Genomic DNA, 18,659 nt, shown 5'->3' with positions numbered 1-18,659 from the left:
GTGAGTTTAACCAGCGGGGAAATTCTTCAGCACCAGGCCGGCCGCCGAACCGATCCTGGCGAAGTCGTCGGTGGCGCCCTGCATCAGTGCCTGCGCCTGGTTAAGTGCGGTGACGTACTTGTCATCGCCGGTGGCCAGGTACTGCGCCATCGCCACGCCGACGGCGGTGGTGGCGATCGTGGAGACATTGCGTAGCGCGTCGGTGGCGTCCTGCACCGCAATGGCGGTGGACTGCGCCACCGATTGGTAGGCTTTGCCGGCTCCGCTGGTCAGCACGACCTGCGGGCTCATGGTCGCCAGCTGCACCTGGTTGATGACATCGATGACCTGCGCATTGACCTTTGTCGGTTCCATCTTGGTTCCCATGGAATGATCGGCCGCCTTTCAATGAGGCCTGGTGGTAGGGGGAGCTGACCTCATCTCTGCAGACGGCCTATGACTGAGCAGGCGGCGCAGGTGCAGGTGCAGAGCTAGATGCAGATGCAGGTGCAACAGGAGTAGCAGGTGCAGATGCAGCAGCGACAGGGGGTGTGCCTGTAGCTGCAGCTGCGGGTGAAGTTGCGGCTGCAGCAGGAGCATCAGAAGTGGCAGCATGATCGAGGCCGGCACCGGAAGCGGGGGGAGTGGCGGGCAGGGGCGGCGGGACGCTCAGCGCATGCACTTCCATGAGGTCGGCAGTTGCGGTCGCGGCATCTGCCGAGGCGCCTTGTGCTTGCGTCTTCAGCACGTCGACGGCCACCTTGGCTTCGGCCGCGGCGGCGGCGATGAGCGCTGCAGGCGGGGGCGGTACGGGGGGAGGACCTGGCAATGGCGCGACCGTCGGTGGTGGTCCGGGTGGTGCAGGCGGTGGTGGCGGCGGAACCGGGAACGGTGCCGAGATCATCTTGGCGCAGGCGGCGGTGATCGCTGCTGCATTGATCATGCCGGCGCCTTGCTGCCGATTGACGGCGTTGTGCATTGCCATGCCCAGCGTCTCCAGCATCACGGCATCGAGCATGCCGAGCGCCTGTGCCGGTGCCTGACCGGTGGTCAGCGTCACGATGCTGCTCACCGCATCGACGATCTGGCTGTTCACGCTACTGTCGTCGATCATGACGAAGTCGCTCCCTTCTGGATGATTAAGGCAAGGATTTGAGTGAGAGCTGCATCGGCGAGCACCTGTCCGCGCTGCTGGTTGGCGACCGCGTTTTCCATTGCGAGCGCGATGGAATCCGACAGCGCCAGATAGGTCGCCCCCATCGCGAAGGCCGGCGCCTGGCCGATCGCCATCGCTGCACCTGTAGCGGCGGTACCGATCAGGCTGGCGACGCTTGCGACCTGCGCGCTTGGCTCCATGACGGGGCACTGGCATCAGTGTCCTAGGCCAACGACGGCCTGCGCTGTTCAACGCCAGCCGACGCCGAGAACAGCACGGTGTTCTGTGGTTCGTGTCTGCACGCGTACTGCAAGGCCACGCCATCGGGCACGCGTTCCAGGAATGCAAAATTGCCCTGCGGCACGTCGATCATGTTGCCCAGCTTCTGGCGATAGACCAACGGCTGCGCTCCGGGAATCACAGGCAGGACGCCGTCGAACTCGACGTTGATCACTGCCTTTTGATGCGGCGCGAATGTCGCCACGATGGTGCGGCCCCGGATCAGTCTGACGACGACATCCAGGGTGTTGGACGTAGGGATATGACGTAGTTGCAGCATGAGGCGTCCTTTCTCGATTCGGCCAGCGAACTGCGTGGTGGTTGCAAAGGCTTCGCGTATCGAACCAGGCGCCGCTCGTGCGGCAGCAGCGACGCCTGGTGGCCGATTAAGTCAACCCGGCGCTGAGGATTTCCCGGGTGGCGACACCATCGGACGCGGTATCGATCGAATACAGCGTGGACACGCCCTGAGTCGTCGACGCCTGCATCGTCACGTAGGACTGCTGCTGATTGTTGGTGGCGTTGTGGGCGGCGTTGGACAGTGCCTGGCTGGTGGCAACGAACAGGTTGCCCATTGCAATCGCCGGCGCATCGCCGAGGACCTTGGTGTTGACCTGGGAAACGGAATCGGTGATCTGGCTGTTGACGGCGGTCGGAAAGGCCATGGTGATAGCTCCTTGAGGTAGTGAAAGAACGAAGACGCTGCGGCGTTAGCGGTTAACCGAACATCTTCTTGGTGGCGGCACCCGTGGCGCCGGTATCGAGCGAATACAGCAGCGAAACGCCCATGGTGGTTGCTGCCTGTGCGGTGACATACATCTGTTGTTGCGCGAGTGTTGCGTTGTGTGCCGCGTTCGCCAGCGCCTGCGCGGTGGCCTGGTACAGATTGCCCATGGCTGCGGCAGGGGAGCTTCCCAGTACCTGCAGGTTGGCCTGGGTGACCGAGTCGGTGATCTGGTCGTTGACGGCGGTGGGAAATGCCATTGGCGAATGTCCTTGGCGTTAGCCGGGCCGTCAGACGCCCAGGATCTGCTTGGTGACCACGCCGGTACTGGCGGTGTCGATCGAGTACAGGGTGGCCACGCCCATGGTGGTGGCCGATTGCGCAGTGACGTAGCTCTGCTGCTGCGCGTTGGTCGCGTTGTGGGCGGCATTGGCCAGCGCCTGCGCGGTGGCCTGATACAGGTTGCCCATGGCGATGGCGGGAGCGTCGCCCAGCACCTTGGTATTGACCTGGGTAACGGAATCGGTGATCTGGTTATTGACGGCGGTCGGAAATGCCATTTTCTTCTCCTAAAGATGTGAGTTAGCGCGACACGAGTCCGGGCACGCCGGTGCTTAGAATCTGCTTGGTGGCTACGCCGGTGGTGGCGGTGTCGATGGAGTAGAGCGTGGCCACGCCCATGGTGGTGGCCGACTGTGCGGTGACGTAGCTCTGCTGCTGTGCGTTGGTCGCGTTGTGGGCGGCATTGGCCAGCGCCTGCGCGGTGGCCTGGTACAGATTGCCCATGGCGATGGCCGGGGCGTCGCCCAGTACCTTGGTGTTGGCTTGGGTGACGGAGTCGGTGATCTGGTCGTTGACGGCGGTTGGAAATGCCATGCTTTTCTCCCTGTTTCTCGAATGAGTGAAGCGCTTGAATAAACGTGACGATGTCGAGGTTCGGCAGGCGGCCTGCCTGTCCGGAGATGTGTTGCAGTGGCACCGCATCACCGTGGAGAAACAGTAAATCTCCTTGGTCCGGGAAAATTGGTTTAAACGACGGTAATGCCGGGCTTATCGACGTGAACCCGATCCGCTTTAGAGCGGTATGCGATGTAAAGACGCGTTTTGGAACGGCGTGCGGGGAATGTCGTGGTGAATCGCAAAGGCAGTTACAGAAGGACCATGCAGAACAGGCGGGCACGGGCTGTTCCTGACGCAAAGGCAGCAAAGCTCGCGTCCGCTTGGCGACTCTCTGCGGCAAGTTAATGGGCAGCCGGTACGCTGTCGGTGCCTTGCGAAACCGGAGCCCACGCGCGTGGATGATTGATCGCGTTGCGGTTGAGCTCGGCGTGCATCACGTCGCAGTGACGTCGGCAGGGCGCTCACTGCCGCACATCACTAGAGTGGCGAGATCACGTTCAACGGAACGAGGCGGGAGGGCCGTGTTTGGAGTAGATGCAGGCTTGATGCGGGTGACGGCATGGAGGCTGGCCTTGCTATCGCTGAAGACTGCCTTCGTCACTGTGCCGCATGCCTGGGGCGGCCTGGCAGCATCCCATAAGTATCGGCGGTGCTGCCGATCTATTGCCGATGCAGCCACCGCCCGTCATCACGCTCAGCGCGCGCTGCTCGGGTGCGCGCGCTGAGCGGCGGTCGACAGCACACCGGTGCGCTGTCGACCCGTGCCTTGGATTACCGCTTGCTCAGCGTCTGCACCGCGTCCACCAGCACGCCCACATGTTCGGGATTCATGTCTGGCGACATGCCGTGGCCGAGGTTGAAGACATGGCCTTCGCGCGAGCCGCCGTTGCCCTGGGCATAGCTGTCCAGGGTCTTGCCGACTTCGGCGCGGATCGCCTCGGGCGAGCCGTACAGGGTGGCCGGGTCCAGGTTGCCCTGCAGCGCGACGCGGCCACCGGCGCGCTGGGCGGCGTCGGCCAGTGCGATGGTCCAGTCCACGCCTACCGCTTCGGCGCCGCTGGCCGCCAGCTCGCTGACGTAGGCACCGTTGCCCTTGCCGAACAACACCAGCGGGGTGCGCTCGGCACCGTCGCCGCGTTCCAGCTCGCGCGCGATGCGGGTGAGGTAGGGCAGCGAAAACTCGCGGTACATCGCCGGCGACAGCACGCCGCCCCAGGTGTCGAATACCTGCAGTGCCTGCGCGCCGGCCGCGCGTTGCGCCGACAGGTAGGCGATCACCGCATCGGTGACGGTACCGAGCAGGTGATGCAGCACCTCCGGCGCATTGAAGGCCATGGCCTTGATGCGCGCGTATTCCTTGCTGCCGCCGCCTTCGATCATGTAGCAGGCCAGCGTCCACGGGCTGCCGGAGAAGCCGATCAGCGGCACCGCGCCATCGAGCTCACGGCGGATCAGGCGCACCGCATCCATCACGTAACGCAGCTCGGTTTCCATGTCCGGTACGCCCAGCCGATGGATCGCGGCCGCATCGCGCACCGGGTGGCGGAACTTGGGGCCTTCGCCTTCGACGAAGTACAGCTCCAGGCCCATCGCATCGGGAATAGTCAGGATGTCGGAGAACAGGATCGCCGCGTCCAGCGGGAAGCGTTGCAGCGGTTGCAGCGTCACTTCGCAGGCGATCTCGGGGTTCTTGGCCATGCCCAGGAAACTGCCGGCGCGCGCGCGGGTGGCGCGGTATTCCGGCAGGTAGCGGCCGGCCTGGCGCATCAGCCAAACGGGGGTGCGGTCCACGGGCTGGCGGTTGAGGGCGCGCAGCAGGCGATCGTTCTTGAGCATGGGGAGAGATGTCCTCAAAGCGGCGCGTCGGCGCCGCCGGTGATGAGTTGGAAGCCGCGTTTGAGGTGGGTGTCGCGCGCCTTGTCGAAGGCCCGGTCCGCTTCGTCCTGCAGCAGGTATTGGTCGCGTCGCAACTGCGAGCGTCCACCGATCTCGCCGCTCTCGCGCAGCAGCTCCCAGCCGCCGAACAGATCCGGTTGCAGGGTCAGCTGGACGTAGCGAAGCGGCGCGTTGCCGCCAGGATCGTGTTGCAAGTGGATGCGCATGGCGCCGATTGTAGCCGGGCGGTGCTGAAGGCTGGGAGGCAGTGGGCGCGCCGGGTTGCTCCGGGTGCGAAGGTCCAGTGGGCAGCGGTGGCAATCGGCGCGGTGGATGTCCGCCGGCCGGCGCGTCGAGTGGCGGCTCTCCGCCGCGCTGGTGAAGGGCGGGCGGCGCGGTGGCGGATGGGCGCTCTGCTTGGTCCGTGCAGGCGATCGGCGGGCAGGTATTGCGTAGGAGCGCACCTGGGCGCGATGGGGATTTATCGGGAAGGCCCCATCGCGCCCGGGGGCGCTCCTACGAAGAGCTGAGGTCGGGCGGTCGACGGCAGCGGGGCGCGGCCATCCAGCGTTCCGTGCGTGCCCGGCCGGCCTCAGCCCGCCAGGATCTCCAGCACTGCTGCCTCGTCGACGTCGGGCACCACCTCGGCCTTGCCGATGCCGCGCCACAACACCAGCCGCAGGCGGCCGGCGATGTTCTTCTTGTCCAGCCGCATGCGCCCCAGCAGGGCCTGTGGCGACAGGCCGGCCGGAATGTCGGTGGGCAGGTCGAAGTCGCGCAGCAGGGTGCGCAGCGCCTCGGTGTCCTGTGCATCGCTCATGCCCAGCGCAGCCGACAGCCGCGCTGCCAGCACCATGCCCACCGCGACCGCTTCGCCATGGTTGAGGTTGTCGTTGCCGGGCGCGCCGTAACCTTGTTCGGTCTCGATCGCATGGCCGAAGGTGTGGCCCAGGTTGAGCAGGGCGCGCTCGCCCTTTTCCAGCGGATCGCGCGCCACGATGTCGGCCTTGTGCTCGCAACTGCGTGCGATCGCCTGTGCGAGGGCGTCGGCATCGCCCTCCAGCAACGCCCGGCGTTCGGCATGTAGCCACTGGAAGAACAGCGGGTCGCGGATGGCGCCGTACTTGATCACCTCGGCCAGCCCGGCGCGCAGCTCGCGCGCGGGCAGGGTGTGCAAGGTGTCGGTATCGGCGATCACCGCGCGCGGCGGATGGAACGCGCCGACCAGGTTCTTGCCCTGCGGGATGTCCACCGCAGTCTTGCCGCCAACCGAGGAATCCACCATTGCCAGCAGGCTGGTGGGCAGTTGCACGCAGTCCACCCCGCGCATCCAGCAGGCCGCCGCGAACCCGGCCAGGTCGCCGACCACGCCGCCGCCCAGCGCGAACACGCAGGCGTCGCGGGTGGCGCCCAGTTCGGCCAACGCCGCAATCGCGGCACCGAAATTGTCCAGTGTCTTGGAGGCTTCGCCGGCAGCGATCACCAGCTCGCCCAGCTGCAGGTCCGGGCGCGCCTGCAACAGGGCCTTGCGCACCCCGGCGGCGTAATGCGGGGCCACCTGCGAGTCGCTGAGCAGCAGCACGTGGCGGCCGCGCACATGGCTGGCCAGGCGTACGCCGTCGGCCAGCAGGCCGGGCGCGATGGTGATGGTGTACGGCTGCGCGCCGTCGACATCGACGCTGCGCGAAGAACGGGGGAGTGTCATGCGGGGGTACTCGACATGCGCCATTGCGCGGCCAGGCGCAGCACCAGCTGCGCGGTGGCCTCGGCGGGGGAGAAGTGATCGGTTTCCAGGCTGAGGTCGGCGACCTCCTGGTACAGCGGGGTGCGCTGCGCGGCCATCGCGTGCAGCACCTGCTCGCGGTCGGCGCGTTGCAACAGCGGCCGGTTGCGGTCGCGTGCCAGCCGGGTGAGCTGTGCCGGCACGCTGACATGCAGGTACACCACGAACCCACGCGCGCGGATGCGCTGGCGGTTGAGCGGGTCCAGTACCGCGCCACCGCCGGTGGAAATGAGCTTGTTGTCCTGCTCCAGCAGCGTCTGCAGGGTCTGGACCTCGTGCTGCCGGAATCGCGCTTCGCCGTGCTGTTCGAAAATGGCCGGGATGCTGCTGCCGACCTGCTCGACGATGGCCTGATCCACATCGACGAACTCCAGCCCGAAGCGCTCGGCCAGGCGGCGGCCGATGCAGCTTTTTCCGGCGCCCATCGGGCCGACCATCACGAGATTGGGAGCGGGGTTCATGCGCAGGGATCGTAGCATTCAGGCCCGTGCATCGGGCTGGTCGGCATGGACTGAAACCATTTCCGCGGGCGCGCGTCGGCTGCGCGCCGCAGCTTCGACACCCCGCTGGGTGGAGATCAACCGCAGCCATGGCTGGCGATGGATCGGCGGCGCGCTCCGCGTGGCGAGCGCCTGGCGGCCAGGCGTCAGTGGCGCGAAGACGCCGGGAAACACGCCCCCGACGTGCCTTGCCGGGGTCGGCCGCAGCCCTGGCGGCGGGCACGCCGCTGTCGGCTGCCGCGCATAGGCGAAGCAGGCGCGATGCGCCCACAATAGGCGCCAATCTTGCTGCCCTTGCACCGTCATGACCGATCTGTATGCAGAAGCCCTTGCCACCTTTACCGCGCTGTACGCCGAGGCGCACGCCGGCGCCGAGCTCGAAGCCAGCGCAATGACCGTGGCCACCGCCAGCGTCGACGGCCGGCCGAGCGCACGCACCGTGTTGCTCAAGGCCTTCGATGCGCGCGGGTTCGTGTTCTACACCCATCTGGACAGCGCCAAGGGCCGCGACCTGCAGACCCATCCACAGGCCGCGCTGCTGTTCCTGTGGCGCAGCTTGCGCGAGGCCGGCATCCAGGTGCGCATCGAAGGCGGCGTGCAGCTGGTCGGTGCAGAGGAGGCCGATGCCTACTTCGCCTCGCGCCCGCGCATGAGCCAGATCGGTGCCTGGGCCTCGCTGCAGTCGCAGACGCTGGGCTCGCGCGAGGAGTTCGACGCGGCCATCGCCAAGGTGGAAGCCACCTTCGAAGGCCGCGAAGTGCCGCGCCCGGATGGCTGGGGCGGGTTCCGGGTGGTGCCGCAGGCGTTCGAGTTCTGGTACGGCGCCAAATTCCGCCTGCATGAGCGCTGGCGGTACGAGGCCGATGCGGCCAGCCATTGGAGCAAGCGGATGCTGTATCCGTGAGCACGCCGGCCGGGTGGCGGGTGCGCGCAGCGGTCGGTGCCGATGCGCAGGCCTTGCTGGCCCTGCGCCTGGCCTTGTGGCCCGATGCCGATGACAGCGTTGCCGACGATGGCGTCGCCGAACTGCAGGCCGCGCTGGCGCGTGCAGACGCCAGCCATCTGCTGGTGGTGGACGATGCGGATGCGGCGCTCGGGTTTGCCGAGGTGTCGGTGCGCCACGACTACGTCAATGGCACCGAAAGCACGCCGGTGGGTTTTCTGGAAGGCTGGTATGTGGCTCCGGCCTGGCGCGGTCGCGGGCTCGGTCGCGCGCTGGTGGCAGCGGCAGTCGCGTGGACGCGGGATCGGGGGTGCACGGAGCTGGCCTCCGATGCGCAGCTGGACGACGGCGGCGCCCAGGCGGCGCATGCGGCGTGCGGCTTCGAGCCAACTGAACGGGTGGTCTACTACCGCCTGCAGCTGGCCTGACCGGCTGACGTCCGGCCCTTTCTGCCGGTCGCGGACAGTCTGTAGTATGTCCGCCCATTGCACGCATGTTGCTGCATCACCGCAGCTCCATCACCGCAGTTGCTTCACCACCGCCGCATGACCAAAGGACAGGACATCGTATGACGCAGTACACCACTGTCGAATTGCACGGCCTGCTGGCCGAGCGCTACCGCGACCAGCCGATCGAGGTCGAGCTGATCGATGGGCTGGAACCGGCCATCAACCTCACCCTGGCCGACCATGGCGACATGCAGATCCAGGTCGCCGCCTCCGGCTCGCAGGTGTTCGTTTCCACATTGCTGGCCAACGCCGACCAGGTCAGCGACCGCGCGGCGTTCAACGACGCCTGCCTGCGGCTCAACCCGCTCAATCCCTTGTCCAACCTGGGCCTGGTGCAGGTCGACGGCAAGGATAGCTACGTGGTCTTCGGCGAACTGTCGGCGTCGTCCACGCTGGACCAGATCGACGAGGAAATCCAGACCCTGGCGGCCAATACGCTGGATGCCGCCGAATCTCTCAAGCCGTTCTTTTCCTAAAGGCGTGTTGTCATGAGTATCTTTTCAAAGCTGATCACGCTGCTGCGTGGCACTGCACACGAAACCGGCCAGAAGGCGGTCGACGCCAACGCGCTGCGCATCCTGGACCAGGAAATGCGCGATGCCGGCGCCCAGCTCACGCGTTCGCGCGAAGAGCTGACCAAGCTGATGGCGCAGAGCAAACTCGCCCAGCAGAAGATCGACGCGCGCGCCGGCAAGATGGCCGAATACACGCGCTATATCGAAGGTGCGCTGGCCAAGGGCGACGAATCGCTGGCCCATGATGTGGCGACCAAACTGGCCGCGCTGGAAAGCGAGGATGCCGGCGACAAGGCCTCCAAGACATCGCTGGACCAGTCGGTGGTGACGCTCAAGGCCACCATCCAGAAGACCGAGGACCAGCTGCGCGGCATGCGCCAGCAGATCGACACGGTCAAGGCCACCGACGCAGTGCAGAAGGCGCAGGCGGCGATTGCCGCGCGCCATTCCGGCGCCAGCAGCAAGATGGGCTCGGCGCTGGAATCGCTGGAGCGGATCAAGGCGCGTCAGGCCGAAACCTCCGCACGCATCGAATCGGCCGAAGAGCTGGAGGCATCCAGCGGCGATGGCGATCTGAACCGGCGTCTGGCCGCGGCCGGCCTGATGGAGGGCGAATCCAACGCCGCCGCGGTGCTGGCACGCTTCAAGAAGCCGGCCCAGCTCGGCCACGACAGCGCCGGCGGCAGCGCGCCGCTGATCGGCCAGGTGCGCGACGTGCAGCAGGTTCCGCGCAGCGACAGCTGACCGGCCGCACGGCACAGGACGCGCCATGATCATCGTCGGAAAGCTGTTGCGGGTGGTGCGGCGCCACGTGCGCCGCGTCAGCTGGGGCATGGTGGCGCTGGCATTGCTGGCGCACATGGGGCTGAGCTGGGTATTGCTGCTGCTGGCCGGCGAGCACACGCTCGTCGGCCTGGACGCATTCCCGTATTACTACATGACCACGGCCACCACCATCGGCTATGGCGACCTGTCGCCGGGCTCGGTGGCCGGGCGCTACATTGCCGCATTCGTGTTGATGCCGGGCGCAGTGGCATTGTTCGCCACGGTGCTGGCCAAGACCAGCGGCGTGCTCATCACCTTCTGGAGGCGCCACCACATGGGCAAGATGGCTTACGCCGATCTGCGCGGGCACACCATCCTGATCGGCTGGCAGGGCGCCGCGTCCACGCGCTTGCTGGAGCTGCTGCTGTCCGACACCGCCACCGACGACGAAGGCGTGGTACTGATCGCCGAGGGCGTGGCCGAGAACCCGATGCCCGACCACATGCGCTTCATCGCCGCCGAGTCGTACACGCACACCGAGGTCTACCTGCGTGCGGGCATCGCGGGCGCGGCGCGGGTGATCGTCAACCCGCCCTCGGACGACCAGACCCTGGCGGCGGTGTTCGCGCTGATGGCGCATGCGCCGCGTGCGCACATCGTGGCGCACTTCGCTTCGGCCAGCGCGGCGCGGCTGGTCGGTTGCCACTATCCGGCGATCGAATGCACACGGCCGATGACTGCCGAGATCCTGGCGCGCGCTGCGCAGGACCCGGGCAGCGCGGCGATCACCGCCGAGCTGCTGTCGGTGGACGATGGCCCGACCCAGTTCGGCCTGGCGGTTCCTGCGGATGTCGATCCGCTGGAGTACCGCGTGCTGGCCGCCGATTTCGGCCAGCGTGGCGCCCTGCTGCTGGGCCTGCGCGCGCCCGATGGCGCGCTGCGCTTGAACCCGCCCGCACACACCGCCGTGCCGGCCGGTGCCATGCTGTATTACCTGGCCGAGCAGCGCGTGCCCGTGCATGCCATCGCATGGCAGGCCCTGCGCGCTGCGGCCGTGTCCCGTTCCCCATCGCCACAAGGTGCATGACGATGAGTTTTTTCAGCAAGTTGTTCGGTCAACCACAACCGCCGCCGTTGCCCAGCTCCGGCACCGGCGCCATCGGTCACGCGCTGCCGCTGGGCTTGCGCGTGGGTGGGCAGCTGGAGATCGATACCACGTTGTACCGCATGGCACCGGAGGCCATGACCGCCGAGCTGCCGGGCGGGCATCAAGGCATTCCGTGCTACGGCCACGTCAATCTGGGCGATGGCTATTCCCTGCATCGGTTCTACCTGGACGATGACGCGTTCCTGCAGGTCACCACCGTGGGCGGCGATCTGGAGGCGATGAAGGCCTTCGTGTATTGCGAGACGGTCAATCCGCCCAGCAAGCAGGCGTTTCAGGAGTTCGTGATGCAGCATCCGCATCTGGGTGCGGCGCAGATCGACTACGCCGGCAAGCGCTGGCAACGCGCCACGCAGTCCACCGACGATGCTGCGCGGATTCCGCCGATCGCCTATGACGAGGTGCTGTACCGCTATCAGCCGCCGCGCCGCGATGGCGATCTGACCCACTACGCCATGCTCTACAGCCGCGATGTGCCGGAGCTGCAGCGCGAGGAATTCCTGCTGGTCACCGGCGAGGATTCCGGCCCCAATGAATTCTGCGTCACCTATGCGGTCGGCATCGATGTCACCGTTGCCGATCTGGATATCACCTGAGCGTGCGCGCTCGTCCTCCACTTACCCTGGTCCTGTCATGAACCCGATCAACCTGCAGAGTTTTCTCGCGTTTCTTTCCTACTTCGGCACCGGCCTGGGCGTGTTGATCGTGGCGGTGGTGCTGGTGACCCTGGTTACCCCGCACAAGGATTTCACCCTGCTTCGGCAGGGCAACGTGGCGGCGGCCACCGCCCTGGCCGGCAACCTGATCGGTGTGGCATTGCCGCTGCATTCGGCCATCACCCATTCGGTGAGCCTGGTCGATGCGCTGATCTGGGGCGCGGTCGCCTGCGGCATCCAGATCGTGGCGTATCTGCTGGCCAACCTGGTGGCCGGGCGCATCTCGCGGCAGATCACCGACAACGTCACCGCCGCCGGCATCTTCTCGGCCGGCGTGTCGATCGCGGTCGGGCTGATCAATGCCGCGGCGATCACGCCGTAACGGAGCGCAGGCATGAAGCGATCACGCAATCTCAAGCTCACCCTGATGGCCGCATTGCCGGCCGCCCTCGTCACCGGCTGCGGTTCCGAACCGGAGACAGGGGTGGTACTGCAGTCGGCCTCCGACTGCTACCAGATCAAGCAGGAACAGACCGACATCCAGCAATGCCTCAAGGCCTATGACGAGGCGGTGGCCAAGCATCAGCAGGCCGCGCCGCGCTTCAGTACGCGCTACGAGTGCGACGAGCAGTTCGGCAGTTGCACGGCGGTGCAGACGGCGCAGGGCCAGCAGAGCTGGATCCCGCCGATGGGCGGGTTCCTGCTGGGTTACGCGTTGGGCAACATGACCGGTGGTGGCGGTTACCGCTATGGCGGCGCGATGCCGCTGTACCGCGATTACCGCAGCGGCGGGTACTACAAGCCCAATGGCGATCTGGCCAGCAACCGCGTCGGCACCGTGCGCGGGCGCAGCGGCGCCATCGACATGCCGTCGCGTGCAATCACCGTGTCGCGCTCGGGTTTCGGCTCCAGTGCGGCCGCGCGCAGTTCGTTCGGCAGCGGCGGGCGCAGCTCCGGGTACGGCGGCTGACATGCTACGGATCGCAATCGCCGAGCGCCCGGACTGGCGCGAACAGGCCGAATCGCTCGGTTTCCATTTCCACACCATCGACGGCGAGCGCTATTGGGACGAAAGCGCGTACTACGCGTTTACGCTGCGGCAGATCGAGGACGACATCGAAGCGCCCACGCAGGAACTGCACGACATGGCGATGCAGTTGGTGGACGAGGTGGTGGGCTCGGAACAGCTGATGACGCAGCTGGCGATTCCGCCGTTCTACTGGGACTGGATCGCCACCTCGTGGAAGGACCGCGACCCGCATCTGTACGGCCGCATGGACCTGGCCTATGCCGGCAACGGCCCGGCCAAGTTGTACGAGCTCAATTACGACACGCCGACCTCGCTGTACGAATCGGCGTATTTCCAGTGGCTGTGGCTGGAACAGCAGATTGGCGCCGGTGCGTTGCCCAAGGGCACCGATCAGTACAACCTGATCCAGGATCTGCTGTGCGAAACCCTGGGCGCGTTGGCGGCCGATGGCGCGCTCGGCGCGCAGATGCATTTTTCCGCGGTGCGCGATTCGCTGGAAGACCGCGCCACGGTGCGCTACCTGCGCGACTGCGCACACCAGGTGGGCATCAGCACCGAGGAAGTGGCCATCGAGGACATCGGCCTGAGCGCCGATGGCTGGTTCACCGATGAGCAGGACCGGGTGATCCACACGCTGTTCAAGCTCTACCCGCTGGAATTCATGATGGAAGAACGCTTCGGCCCGGCATTGATTGCCAACCGTGTGCGCCTGATCGAGCCGGCATGGAAATCGGTGCTGAGCAACAAGGGCATCCTGCCGCTGTTGTGGGAGCGGCATCAGGGCCATCCCAATCTGCTGCCGGCGCGCTTTGCGCAAACCGGCCAGGCACCGACGGCAGGCTGGGTGCGCAAGCCGCTGCTGTCGCGCGAGGGCGCCAATATTTCCCTGGTCAGCGCACAGGGAGAGGCGGCGCACACAGACGGCCCGTATGTGGACGGGCCGGCGATCCTGCAGGCGCACCATCCGTTGCCGGTATTCGATGGCCGGCACGCCCTGGTCGGCAGCTGGGTGGTGGCCGATCGTCCTGCCGGGCTGGGCATGCGCGACGACGATGGCCCGATCACCCGCGACACCTCGCGCTTCGTACCGCACGTGATCGTGGACTGACGCAGCAAAGGGTGTGCGTCGCCACTGCGAGGTGGCGGTGCCGTGTGGCGCGATCGCCTTGCCTCCGGTGATGAGTAGGGTTCGTCTCGGGGGTAGCTGTGTCGGACGCCCGTGTCGCGCTGCACGGCGCAACTGCCGCTCCGCACCGCCTGACACACGCCGCGATGGCACGCAAGCCCCGCGCGGCCTGCCGGGCAGCGCAGGTTTTCCACACCCCCTGTGGATGGAAGTTGCACAAGGCTGTGGACAAGTGGGCGCAGGCCCCGGCCTGCAACGCTGTCAAGATGGGTGGTGAAAAAATGACCAGCCATTCGCGGGCGTGGTGTTTCCCTCGCGATCGCAGCGATCCCGGCAGGATCGGCAAAGTCGCGTGCGCCCCGATCGCTGCGATGCGCTGGCCTGCAGTGCGCCCTGCCAACGCGTGGTGCTGAGCATGCGAATCGTGCAGGGCGCACGTGCGGTGTAGGCAAGGCGCACGATACGCAGCGACCGACCGCGATGCGCCTGCGCTTGCGACCAGTGCTCGCCTGCGGCGACAGCTTGCGCACACCGCGCAGCCATCACACCCGCCGCGCCACGAAAAAGCCCGCAACGGCGAGCAGCCACGCCAGGGCGAACACGCTCAGGTACGCGGCCGAGGTCGCGGAGGCCAGCAGCGCGGCAAACAGCGCGCCGGCCAGCGCCAGCATGCCGGCCACCGCGATCGCCTCGCTCAACTGCAGCGCCGAACTGTTGGCGCCTTGCTGCGCCGGCGGCGACAGCGACAACGTCAACACCGACAGGCTCGGATACAGCAGGCCCATGCCCAGGCCGGTCAGCGCCCAGCCGGCAATCGCCACCGGCACCGGGATGACCGGCCACACCGCACCTGCGCTGATCACGATGCCCAGCGACATGAAGCACGCACCGGTCTTGAGCAGGCGTGGGCGCGACCAGCCGGCGCGGCTATGGCCCTGGTACCAGGAGCCACTGAACCAGCCCAGCGCACCGACGCTCAGCGCCACGCCGGCCAGCAGCGGCGACAGGCCACGTTCGCGCGACAGCAGCAACGGCAGGAACGCCTCGAACCCGAAGAAGGCCGCCGCTGCGATACCGCGCAGCGCGATCACGCTGGGCAGGCCGCGCGCAAGCCGCAGCGTGCCGGTCGGCAACAGCCGCCAGGCGCAGCACACGCTGAGCAGCAGTGCCGGCAGCATCGCCAGCAACGCGACCGGGCCGTGCAGCTGCCCGCCCAGATACACGCCGAGCACACCCAGGGCCGCACCGATCGCCCAGCGCAACTCAGAATGCGATGCGCCGGTGGTGTCGCTCGACCAGCTGCGCTCGCGGATCGCCGGCCACAGCATCAACCCGGCCGGGATCGCCAGCAGCGGCACCGACAGGAACACCCAGCGCCAGCCCACGTGCTGCACGATCAACCCGCTAATGCCCGGCCCGATCAACGAGGGCACCACCCAGCCGGCCGAAAACGCGGCAAACACGCGCGGCCGCAAGGCGTCCGGATACAGGCGCCCGACGATCACGTACAGCGCCACCGAATACGCGCCGGCGCCCAGGCCCTGCAGCAGGCGCCCGGCAATCAGCACGGGCATGCTCGGTGCCAGCCCTGCCACCAGCAGGCCGATCACAAAACACAGCAGGCCGTAAGCCAGCGCGCCACCCGGGCCGCGACGGTCGCTCCAGCGCCCGGCAGCCGTCATGCCGACCACGCTGGTCGCCAAGGTGCCGCCAAATGCCAGCGCGTACAGTGGCAGGCCGTTCAATGCGCGCGCAACGGTGGGCATGGCGGCGGCCACCGCCAGCGATTCGAAGGCGTTGAGCGACACCAGCGCCACCATGCCCAGCGTCGCCGCGCGATACGGAGCGGCCAGGATGGAGGTGGGGCGGGTGTCGCCAGGCGAGGCGGCGGATAGGGCGGTATCGGTAGTCATCGAACATCCAGGACGGCAGTGTGTAGAACCATGAGCACGGTGCTTGCACCGCTCGTGGCCGCGCAGCATCCTGCCTCAACCAAGGTTGAGGTCAAGGCAATGCAGCGTGAGTTGTCGGTGGGTGAGGTGGCCAGGCGTAGTGGCGTGGCGGTGTCGGCATTGCATTTTTACGAGCGCAAAGGCCTGATCCAAAGCCTGCGCACGGCAGGAAACCAGCGCCGCTATGCGCGCGATGTGCTGCGACGCATCGCCGTGATCCGCGTCGCGCAACGGCTCGGCGTGCCGTTGCAGCAGGTGCTGGACGCGTTCTCGGTGCTGCCGGACCAGCGCACGCCCACCCGTGCGGAATGGGCACGCATGTCGGCGCGTTGGCGTGGGCAGCTGGATGCGCGTATCGCCGAGCTGCAGGCCTTGCGCGACCAGCTCACCGACTGCATCGGCTGCGGCTGTCTGTCGCTGCGCCGCTGCCGGTTGAGCAATCCGGGCGACACGCTGGCCGAAGGTGGGGATGGTGCCTTGCGATTGTCGCGGCTTGCTGCCGACTGAGATGGCGTGCGCGGGCTGCGCCGCGGGCGTGATCGGCATCTGCAGGCCGTGCGCGGGCCGCAGCTGCTGCGCCGCTTGCATGCCCGGGGCGCGCCTGTCGCCGTCCCGGGTTCACAGCCGCAACCGGGACCAATGGCAGTGCCGTGAGGGGCGAAGGCGACCGTAGGATGGGAGTTCCCTCCGCCGCAGGACCTTACGCATGTTCCCCACCTTGCGCCGATCGCTCGCCGTTGCGCTGTCGCTGGCGTGCATCACCGCCAACGCGCAGGCCGCGCCTGCAACCAACGCCACCGCGCCGGCGAGCGCGTTCGATCCGCTGGCCCTGTTCGCACCGCTGCAACTGCCCGACGCACCCAACGCCTACCGCAGCGGCAGCGGCGTGCCCGGGCCGTTGTTCTGGCAAAACCGCGCCGACTACAGCCTCGACGCCAGCATCGACCCGGCAACGCACACGCTCACGGGCGAGGCGGCGATCCACTACACCAACCGCAGCCCGGACACGCTGGACGTGCTGTGGCTGCAGCTGGACCAGAACATCTACCGCGCCGATGCGCGTGCTACCGCCAGCCGGCCGTCGCGCCGGACCCAGTTCACCGACGGCATGCAGATCGCCAGTGTCGAGATCGACGACGGCGGGCGTCGCCAGCCTGCGCACTTCGTGGTCGACGACACCCGCATGCGGGTGGACCTGCCGCAGCCGTTGGCGGGGCAGGGCAAGGCGCTGACCGTGCATATCCGCTACCGCTACACGATTCCGGGCACCTGGGGCGGGCGTACCGCGGTCAGTGCCAGCAAGCAGGGCGAGATCTACGAGATTGCGCAGTGGTATCCGCGCATGGCCGTGTACGACGATCTGCGCGGCTGGGACACGCAGCCGTACCTGGGCTCGGAGTTCTATCTGGAGTACGGCGACTTCGACTATGCGGTGACCGTGCCCGAGGGCTTCCTGGTGGCCGGCTCCGGCGCACTGACCAATCCGGCCGAGGTGCTCAGCCGCACCGAACAACAACGCCTGCAACAGGCGCGTGGCAGCGATCGCACGGTGCTGATCCGCACGCCCGAGGAAGTGGGCGCGCGCGCTGCTAGGCCAGCGGGGAGCAGCACGCGCACCTGGCGCTTCCATATGGACAACACCCGCGATGTGGCGTTTGCCGCCTCGCCTGCGTTTGTATGGGATGCCGCACGCATCAAGTTGCCGGGCGGCAAGCAGTCGCTGGCGATGTCGGTGTATCCGCTGGAAGGCGTGGGCGCGGACAAGTGGAACCGCTCCACCGAATACGTCAAAGGCGCGATCGAACATTTCTCGCAGTGGTACCCGTATCCGTGGCCGGCCGCGATCAACCTGGGCGGCTACGGCGCGGGCATGGAGTATCCCGGCATTGTCTTCGACGGTTTCGAAGATGGCGGCAAGGAGCTGTTCTGGATCACCGCGCACGAGATCGGCCACACCTGGTTCCCGATGATCGTCGGCTCCAATGAGCGCCGGCATGCATTCATGGACGAAGGCTTCAATACCTTCATCGATGTCTATGCGTCCGATGCCTTCAACAAGGGCGAGTACGCACCCAAGCGCGACTCGGAATATGCGCCCAAGGGCGGCAACCCTGTCGATGAAATCCTGCCGTTGCTGGCCGATACCCGCGCGCCGACGTTGATGGACAATGCCGATTCCACCAGCGAGACCTACCGCCATCCACTGACCTATTTCAAGGGCGCATTGGGGCTGGTGCTGTTGCGCGAGCAGATCCTCGGGCCGGAACGCTTCGATCCGGCCTTTCGCAAATACATCGCAACCTGGGCCTACAAGCACCCCACGCCATCGGATTTCTTCCGGCTGATGGAAAGCGAGAGTGGCGAAAATCTGGCCTGGTGGTGGCGCGGTTGGTATCTCAACAACTGGCAGCTGGATATGGGCATCAGCGAGGCCCATTACATCGATCACGATCCTGCCAAGGGCCTGCAACTCACGCTGCGCAGCAGCCAGAAACTGGTGATGCCGGTGACCGTGCGGGTGGATCTGGCCGACGGCAGTCATCTGGACCGCCGCGTGCCGGTGGAAACCTGGCTGCAGACCACCGCGCCCAAGCTGACGCTGCCGACCACGCAGAAAGTGCTGCATGTGACGCTGGATCCGGACCATGTATTGCCCGATGCCCAGCGCGGCGACAACCAGGTAAACACGATCGGCTAGCGGCTGCCGATGCATGCATCGGCGCTGCAATGGCGCAGCTGTTGCAGGCTTGCACCACACGCGTCCACTGCCGCCAACGGCGCAATCGATTGCAGCGATTGCGC

General features: G+C 66.8%; 24 protein-coding genes. 11 read left to right on the top strand and 13 right to left on the bottom strand.

Annotated features, from left to right (window positions below):
• Positions 1-6 precede the first annotated feature (6 nt).
• The 12 genes from EO170_RS15855 to EO170_RS15800 all read right to left on the bottom strand — a co-directional run bounded on the left by EO170_RS15855 (position 7) and on the right by EO170_RS15800 (position 7,157).
• Positions 7-354 (bottom strand): hypothetical protein, encoded by a 348-nt coding sequence (locus EO170_RS15855; RefSeq protein WP_011051981.1) that lies wholly within the window; start codon positions 352-354, stop codon positions 7-9.
• 79 nt (positions 355-433) lie between these two features.
• A complete protein-coding gene (locus EO170_RS15850) occupies positions 434-1,093 on the bottom strand; it encodes a RebB family R body protein (protein WP_126946384.1) in 660 nt (219 codons plus the stop codon).
• Positions 1,090-1,335: a RebB family R body protein gene (locus EO170_RS15845; protein ID WP_011051980.1), complete on the bottom strand. Its 246-nt coding sequence runs from the start codon at positions 1,333-1,335 to the stop codon at positions 1,090-1,092. Before EO170_RS15845 ends, EO170_RS15850 begins: the two co-directional genes overlap by 4 nt.
• 23 nt (positions 1,336-1,358) lie before the next feature.
• Positions 1,359-1,694, bottom strand: coding sequence for a hypothetical protein (locus EO170_RS15840; protein ID WP_126946381.1), 336 nt, complete (start codon positions 1,692-1,694; stop codon positions 1,359-1,361).
• Positions 1,695-1,800: 106 nt separating this feature from the next.
• Positions 1,801-2,079, bottom strand: a complete 279-nt coding sequence (locus EO170_RS15835) for a RebB family R body protein (protein ID WP_011051978.1) — start codon at positions 2,077-2,079, stop codon at positions 1,801-1,803.
• Positions 2,080-2,131: 52 nt separating this feature from the next.
• Positions 2,132-2,398, bottom strand: coding sequence for a RebB family R body protein (locus tag EO170_RS15830; RefSeq protein ID WP_011051977.1), 267 nt, complete (start codon positions 2,396-2,398; stop codon positions 2,132-2,134).
• 30 nt (positions 2,399-2,428) lie between these two features.
• Positions 2,429-2,698 carry a RebB family R body protein gene (locus tag EO170_RS15825; RefSeq protein ID WP_011051976.1) on the bottom strand — a complete coding sequence of 90 codons (270 nt, stop codon included), beginning with the start codon at positions 2,696-2,698 and terminating at the stop codon, positions 2,429-2,431.
• Between the two features lie 22 nt (positions 2,699-2,720).
• Positions 2,721-3,014, bottom strand: a complete 294-nt coding sequence (locus tag EO170_RS15820; protein ID WP_011051975.1) for a RebB family R body protein — start codon at positions 3,012-3,014, stop codon at positions 2,721-2,723.
• 795 nt (positions 3,015-3,809) lie between these two features.
• Positions 3,810-4,874, bottom strand: coding sequence for a uroporphyrinogen decarboxylase (gene hemE, locus EO170_RS15815; protein WP_104569691.1), 1,065 nt, complete (start codon positions 4,872-4,874; stop codon positions 3,810-3,812).
• A 14-nt stretch (positions 4,875-4,888) separates the two neighbouring features.
• Complete coding sequence (locus tag EO170_RS15810) at positions 4,889-5,140, bottom strand: WGR domain-containing protein (protein ID WP_104533988.1); 252 nt, start codon at positions 5,138-5,140, stop codon at positions 4,889-4,891.
• A 365-nt stretch (positions 5,141-5,505) separates the two neighbouring features.
• Entirely contained in the window at positions 5,506-6,618 is a 1,113-nt protein-coding gene (gene aroB / locus EO170_RS15805) for a 3-dehydroquinate synthase (RefSeq protein ID WP_126946379.1), read from the bottom strand.
• Complete coding sequence (locus EO170_RS15800; protein WP_047129095.1) at positions 6,615-7,157, bottom strand: shikimate kinase; 543 nt, start codon at positions 7,155-7,157, stop codon at positions 6,615-6,617. The genes aroB and EO170_RS15800 overlap by 4 nt, the downstream gene beginning before the upstream one ends.
• 343 nt (positions 7,158-7,500) lie before the next feature.
• Here EO170_RS15800 and pdxH point away from each other — a divergent pair, with 343 nt between their 5' ends.
• The 9 genes from pdxH to EO170_RS15755 all read left to right on the top strand — a co-directional run bounded on the left by pdxH (position 7,501) and on the right by EO170_RS15755 (position 13,887).
• Entirely contained in the window at positions 7,501-8,100 is a 600-nt protein-coding gene (gene pdxH, locus EO170_RS15795) for a pyridoxamine 5'-phosphate oxidase (RefSeq protein WP_104648176.1), read from the top strand.
• Positions 8,097-8,567 carry an aminoglycoside 6'-N-acetyltransferase gene (gene aac(6'), locus EO170_RS15790; protein WP_126946377.1) on the top strand — a complete coding sequence of 157 codons (471 nt, stop codon included), beginning with the start codon at positions 8,097-8,099 and terminating at the stop codon, positions 8,565-8,567. Before pdxH ends, aac(6') begins: the two co-directional genes overlap by 4 nt.
• 140 nt (positions 8,568-8,707) lie before the next feature.
• Positions 8,708-9,124, top strand: a complete 417-nt coding sequence (locus EO170_RS15785; protein ID WP_005995044.1) for a YjfI family protein — start codon at positions 8,708-8,710, stop codon at positions 9,122-9,124.
• Positions 9,125-9,136: 12 nt separating this feature from the next.
• Positions 9,137-9,907, top strand: coding sequence for a PspA/IM30 family protein (locus EO170_RS15780; RefSeq protein ID WP_126946375.1), 771 nt, complete (start codon positions 9,137-9,139; stop codon positions 9,905-9,907).
• A 25-nt stretch (positions 9,908-9,932) separates the two neighbouring features.
• Positions 9,933-11,015, top strand: a complete 1,083-nt coding sequence (locus tag EO170_RS15775) for an ion channel (RefSeq protein ID WP_126946373.1) — start codon at positions 9,933-9,935, stop codon at positions 11,013-11,015.
• The gene (locus EO170_RS15770) at positions 11,012-11,689 is read left to right on the top strand and encodes a YjfK family protein (RefSeq protein WP_164739157.1); all 678 of its coding nucleotides are present in this window, start codon (positions 11,012-11,014) and stop codon (positions 11,687-11,689) included. Before EO170_RS15775 ends, EO170_RS15770 begins: the two co-directional genes overlap by 4 nt.
• A gap of 37 nt (positions 11,690-11,726) precedes the next feature.
• Positions 11,727-12,131: a DUF350 domain-containing protein gene (locus EO170_RS15765; protein ID WP_047126964.1), complete on the top strand. Its 405-nt coding sequence runs from the start codon at positions 11,727-11,729 to the stop codon at positions 12,129-12,131.
• 12 nt (positions 12,132-12,143) lie between these two features.
• Positions 12,144-12,719: a DUF1190 domain-containing protein gene (locus EO170_RS15760; RefSeq protein WP_104583026.1), complete on the top strand. Its 576-nt coding sequence runs from the start codon at positions 12,144-12,146 to the stop codon at positions 12,717-12,719.
• Between the two features lies 1 nt (position 12,720).
• Positions 12,721-13,887 (top strand): glutathionylspermidine synthase family protein, encoded by a 1,167-nt coding sequence (locus tag EO170_RS15755; protein ID WP_126946370.1) that lies wholly within the window; start codon positions 12,721-12,723, stop codon positions 13,885-13,887.
• Between the two features lie 560 nt (positions 13,888-14,447).
• Here EO170_RS15755 and EO170_RS15745 read toward each other — a convergent pair.
• Positions 14,448-15,818 (bottom strand): MFS transporter, encoded by a 1,371-nt coding sequence (locus tag EO170_RS15745; protein WP_126946366.1) that lies wholly within the window; start codon positions 15,816-15,818, stop codon positions 14,448-14,450.
• Positions 15,819-15,917: 99 nt separating this feature from the next.
• Between EO170_RS15745 and soxR the strand changes: the two genes are divergently transcribed.
• Together soxR and EO170_RS15730 are read left to right on the top strand one after the other, a co-directional pair.
• Complete coding sequence (gene soxR / locus EO170_RS15740) at positions 15,918-16,364, top strand: redox-sensitive transcriptional activator SoxR (RefSeq protein WP_104583137.1); 447 nt, start codon at positions 15,918-15,920, stop codon at positions 16,362-16,364.
• A gap of 199 nt (positions 16,365-16,563) precedes the next feature.
• Positions 16,564-18,555 carry a M1 family metallopeptidase gene (locus EO170_RS15730; RefSeq protein ID WP_164741069.1) on the top strand — a complete coding sequence of 664 codons (1,992 nt, stop codon included), beginning with the start codon at positions 16,564-16,566 and terminating at the stop codon, positions 18,553-18,555.
• Positions 18,556-18,659 lie beyond the last annotated feature (104 nt).

Origin of the sequence: Xanthomonas sp. BRIP62409 (assembly GCF_003992965.1) — a bacterium.
Classification (GTDB): domain Bacteria; phylum Pseudomonadota; class Gammaproteobacteria; order Xanthomonadales; family Xanthomonadaceae; genus Xanthomonas; species Xanthomonas euroxanthea.
Note: the sequence above shows the minus strand (reverse complement) of the source record. Positions and strands in the feature narration are given on the sequence as shown.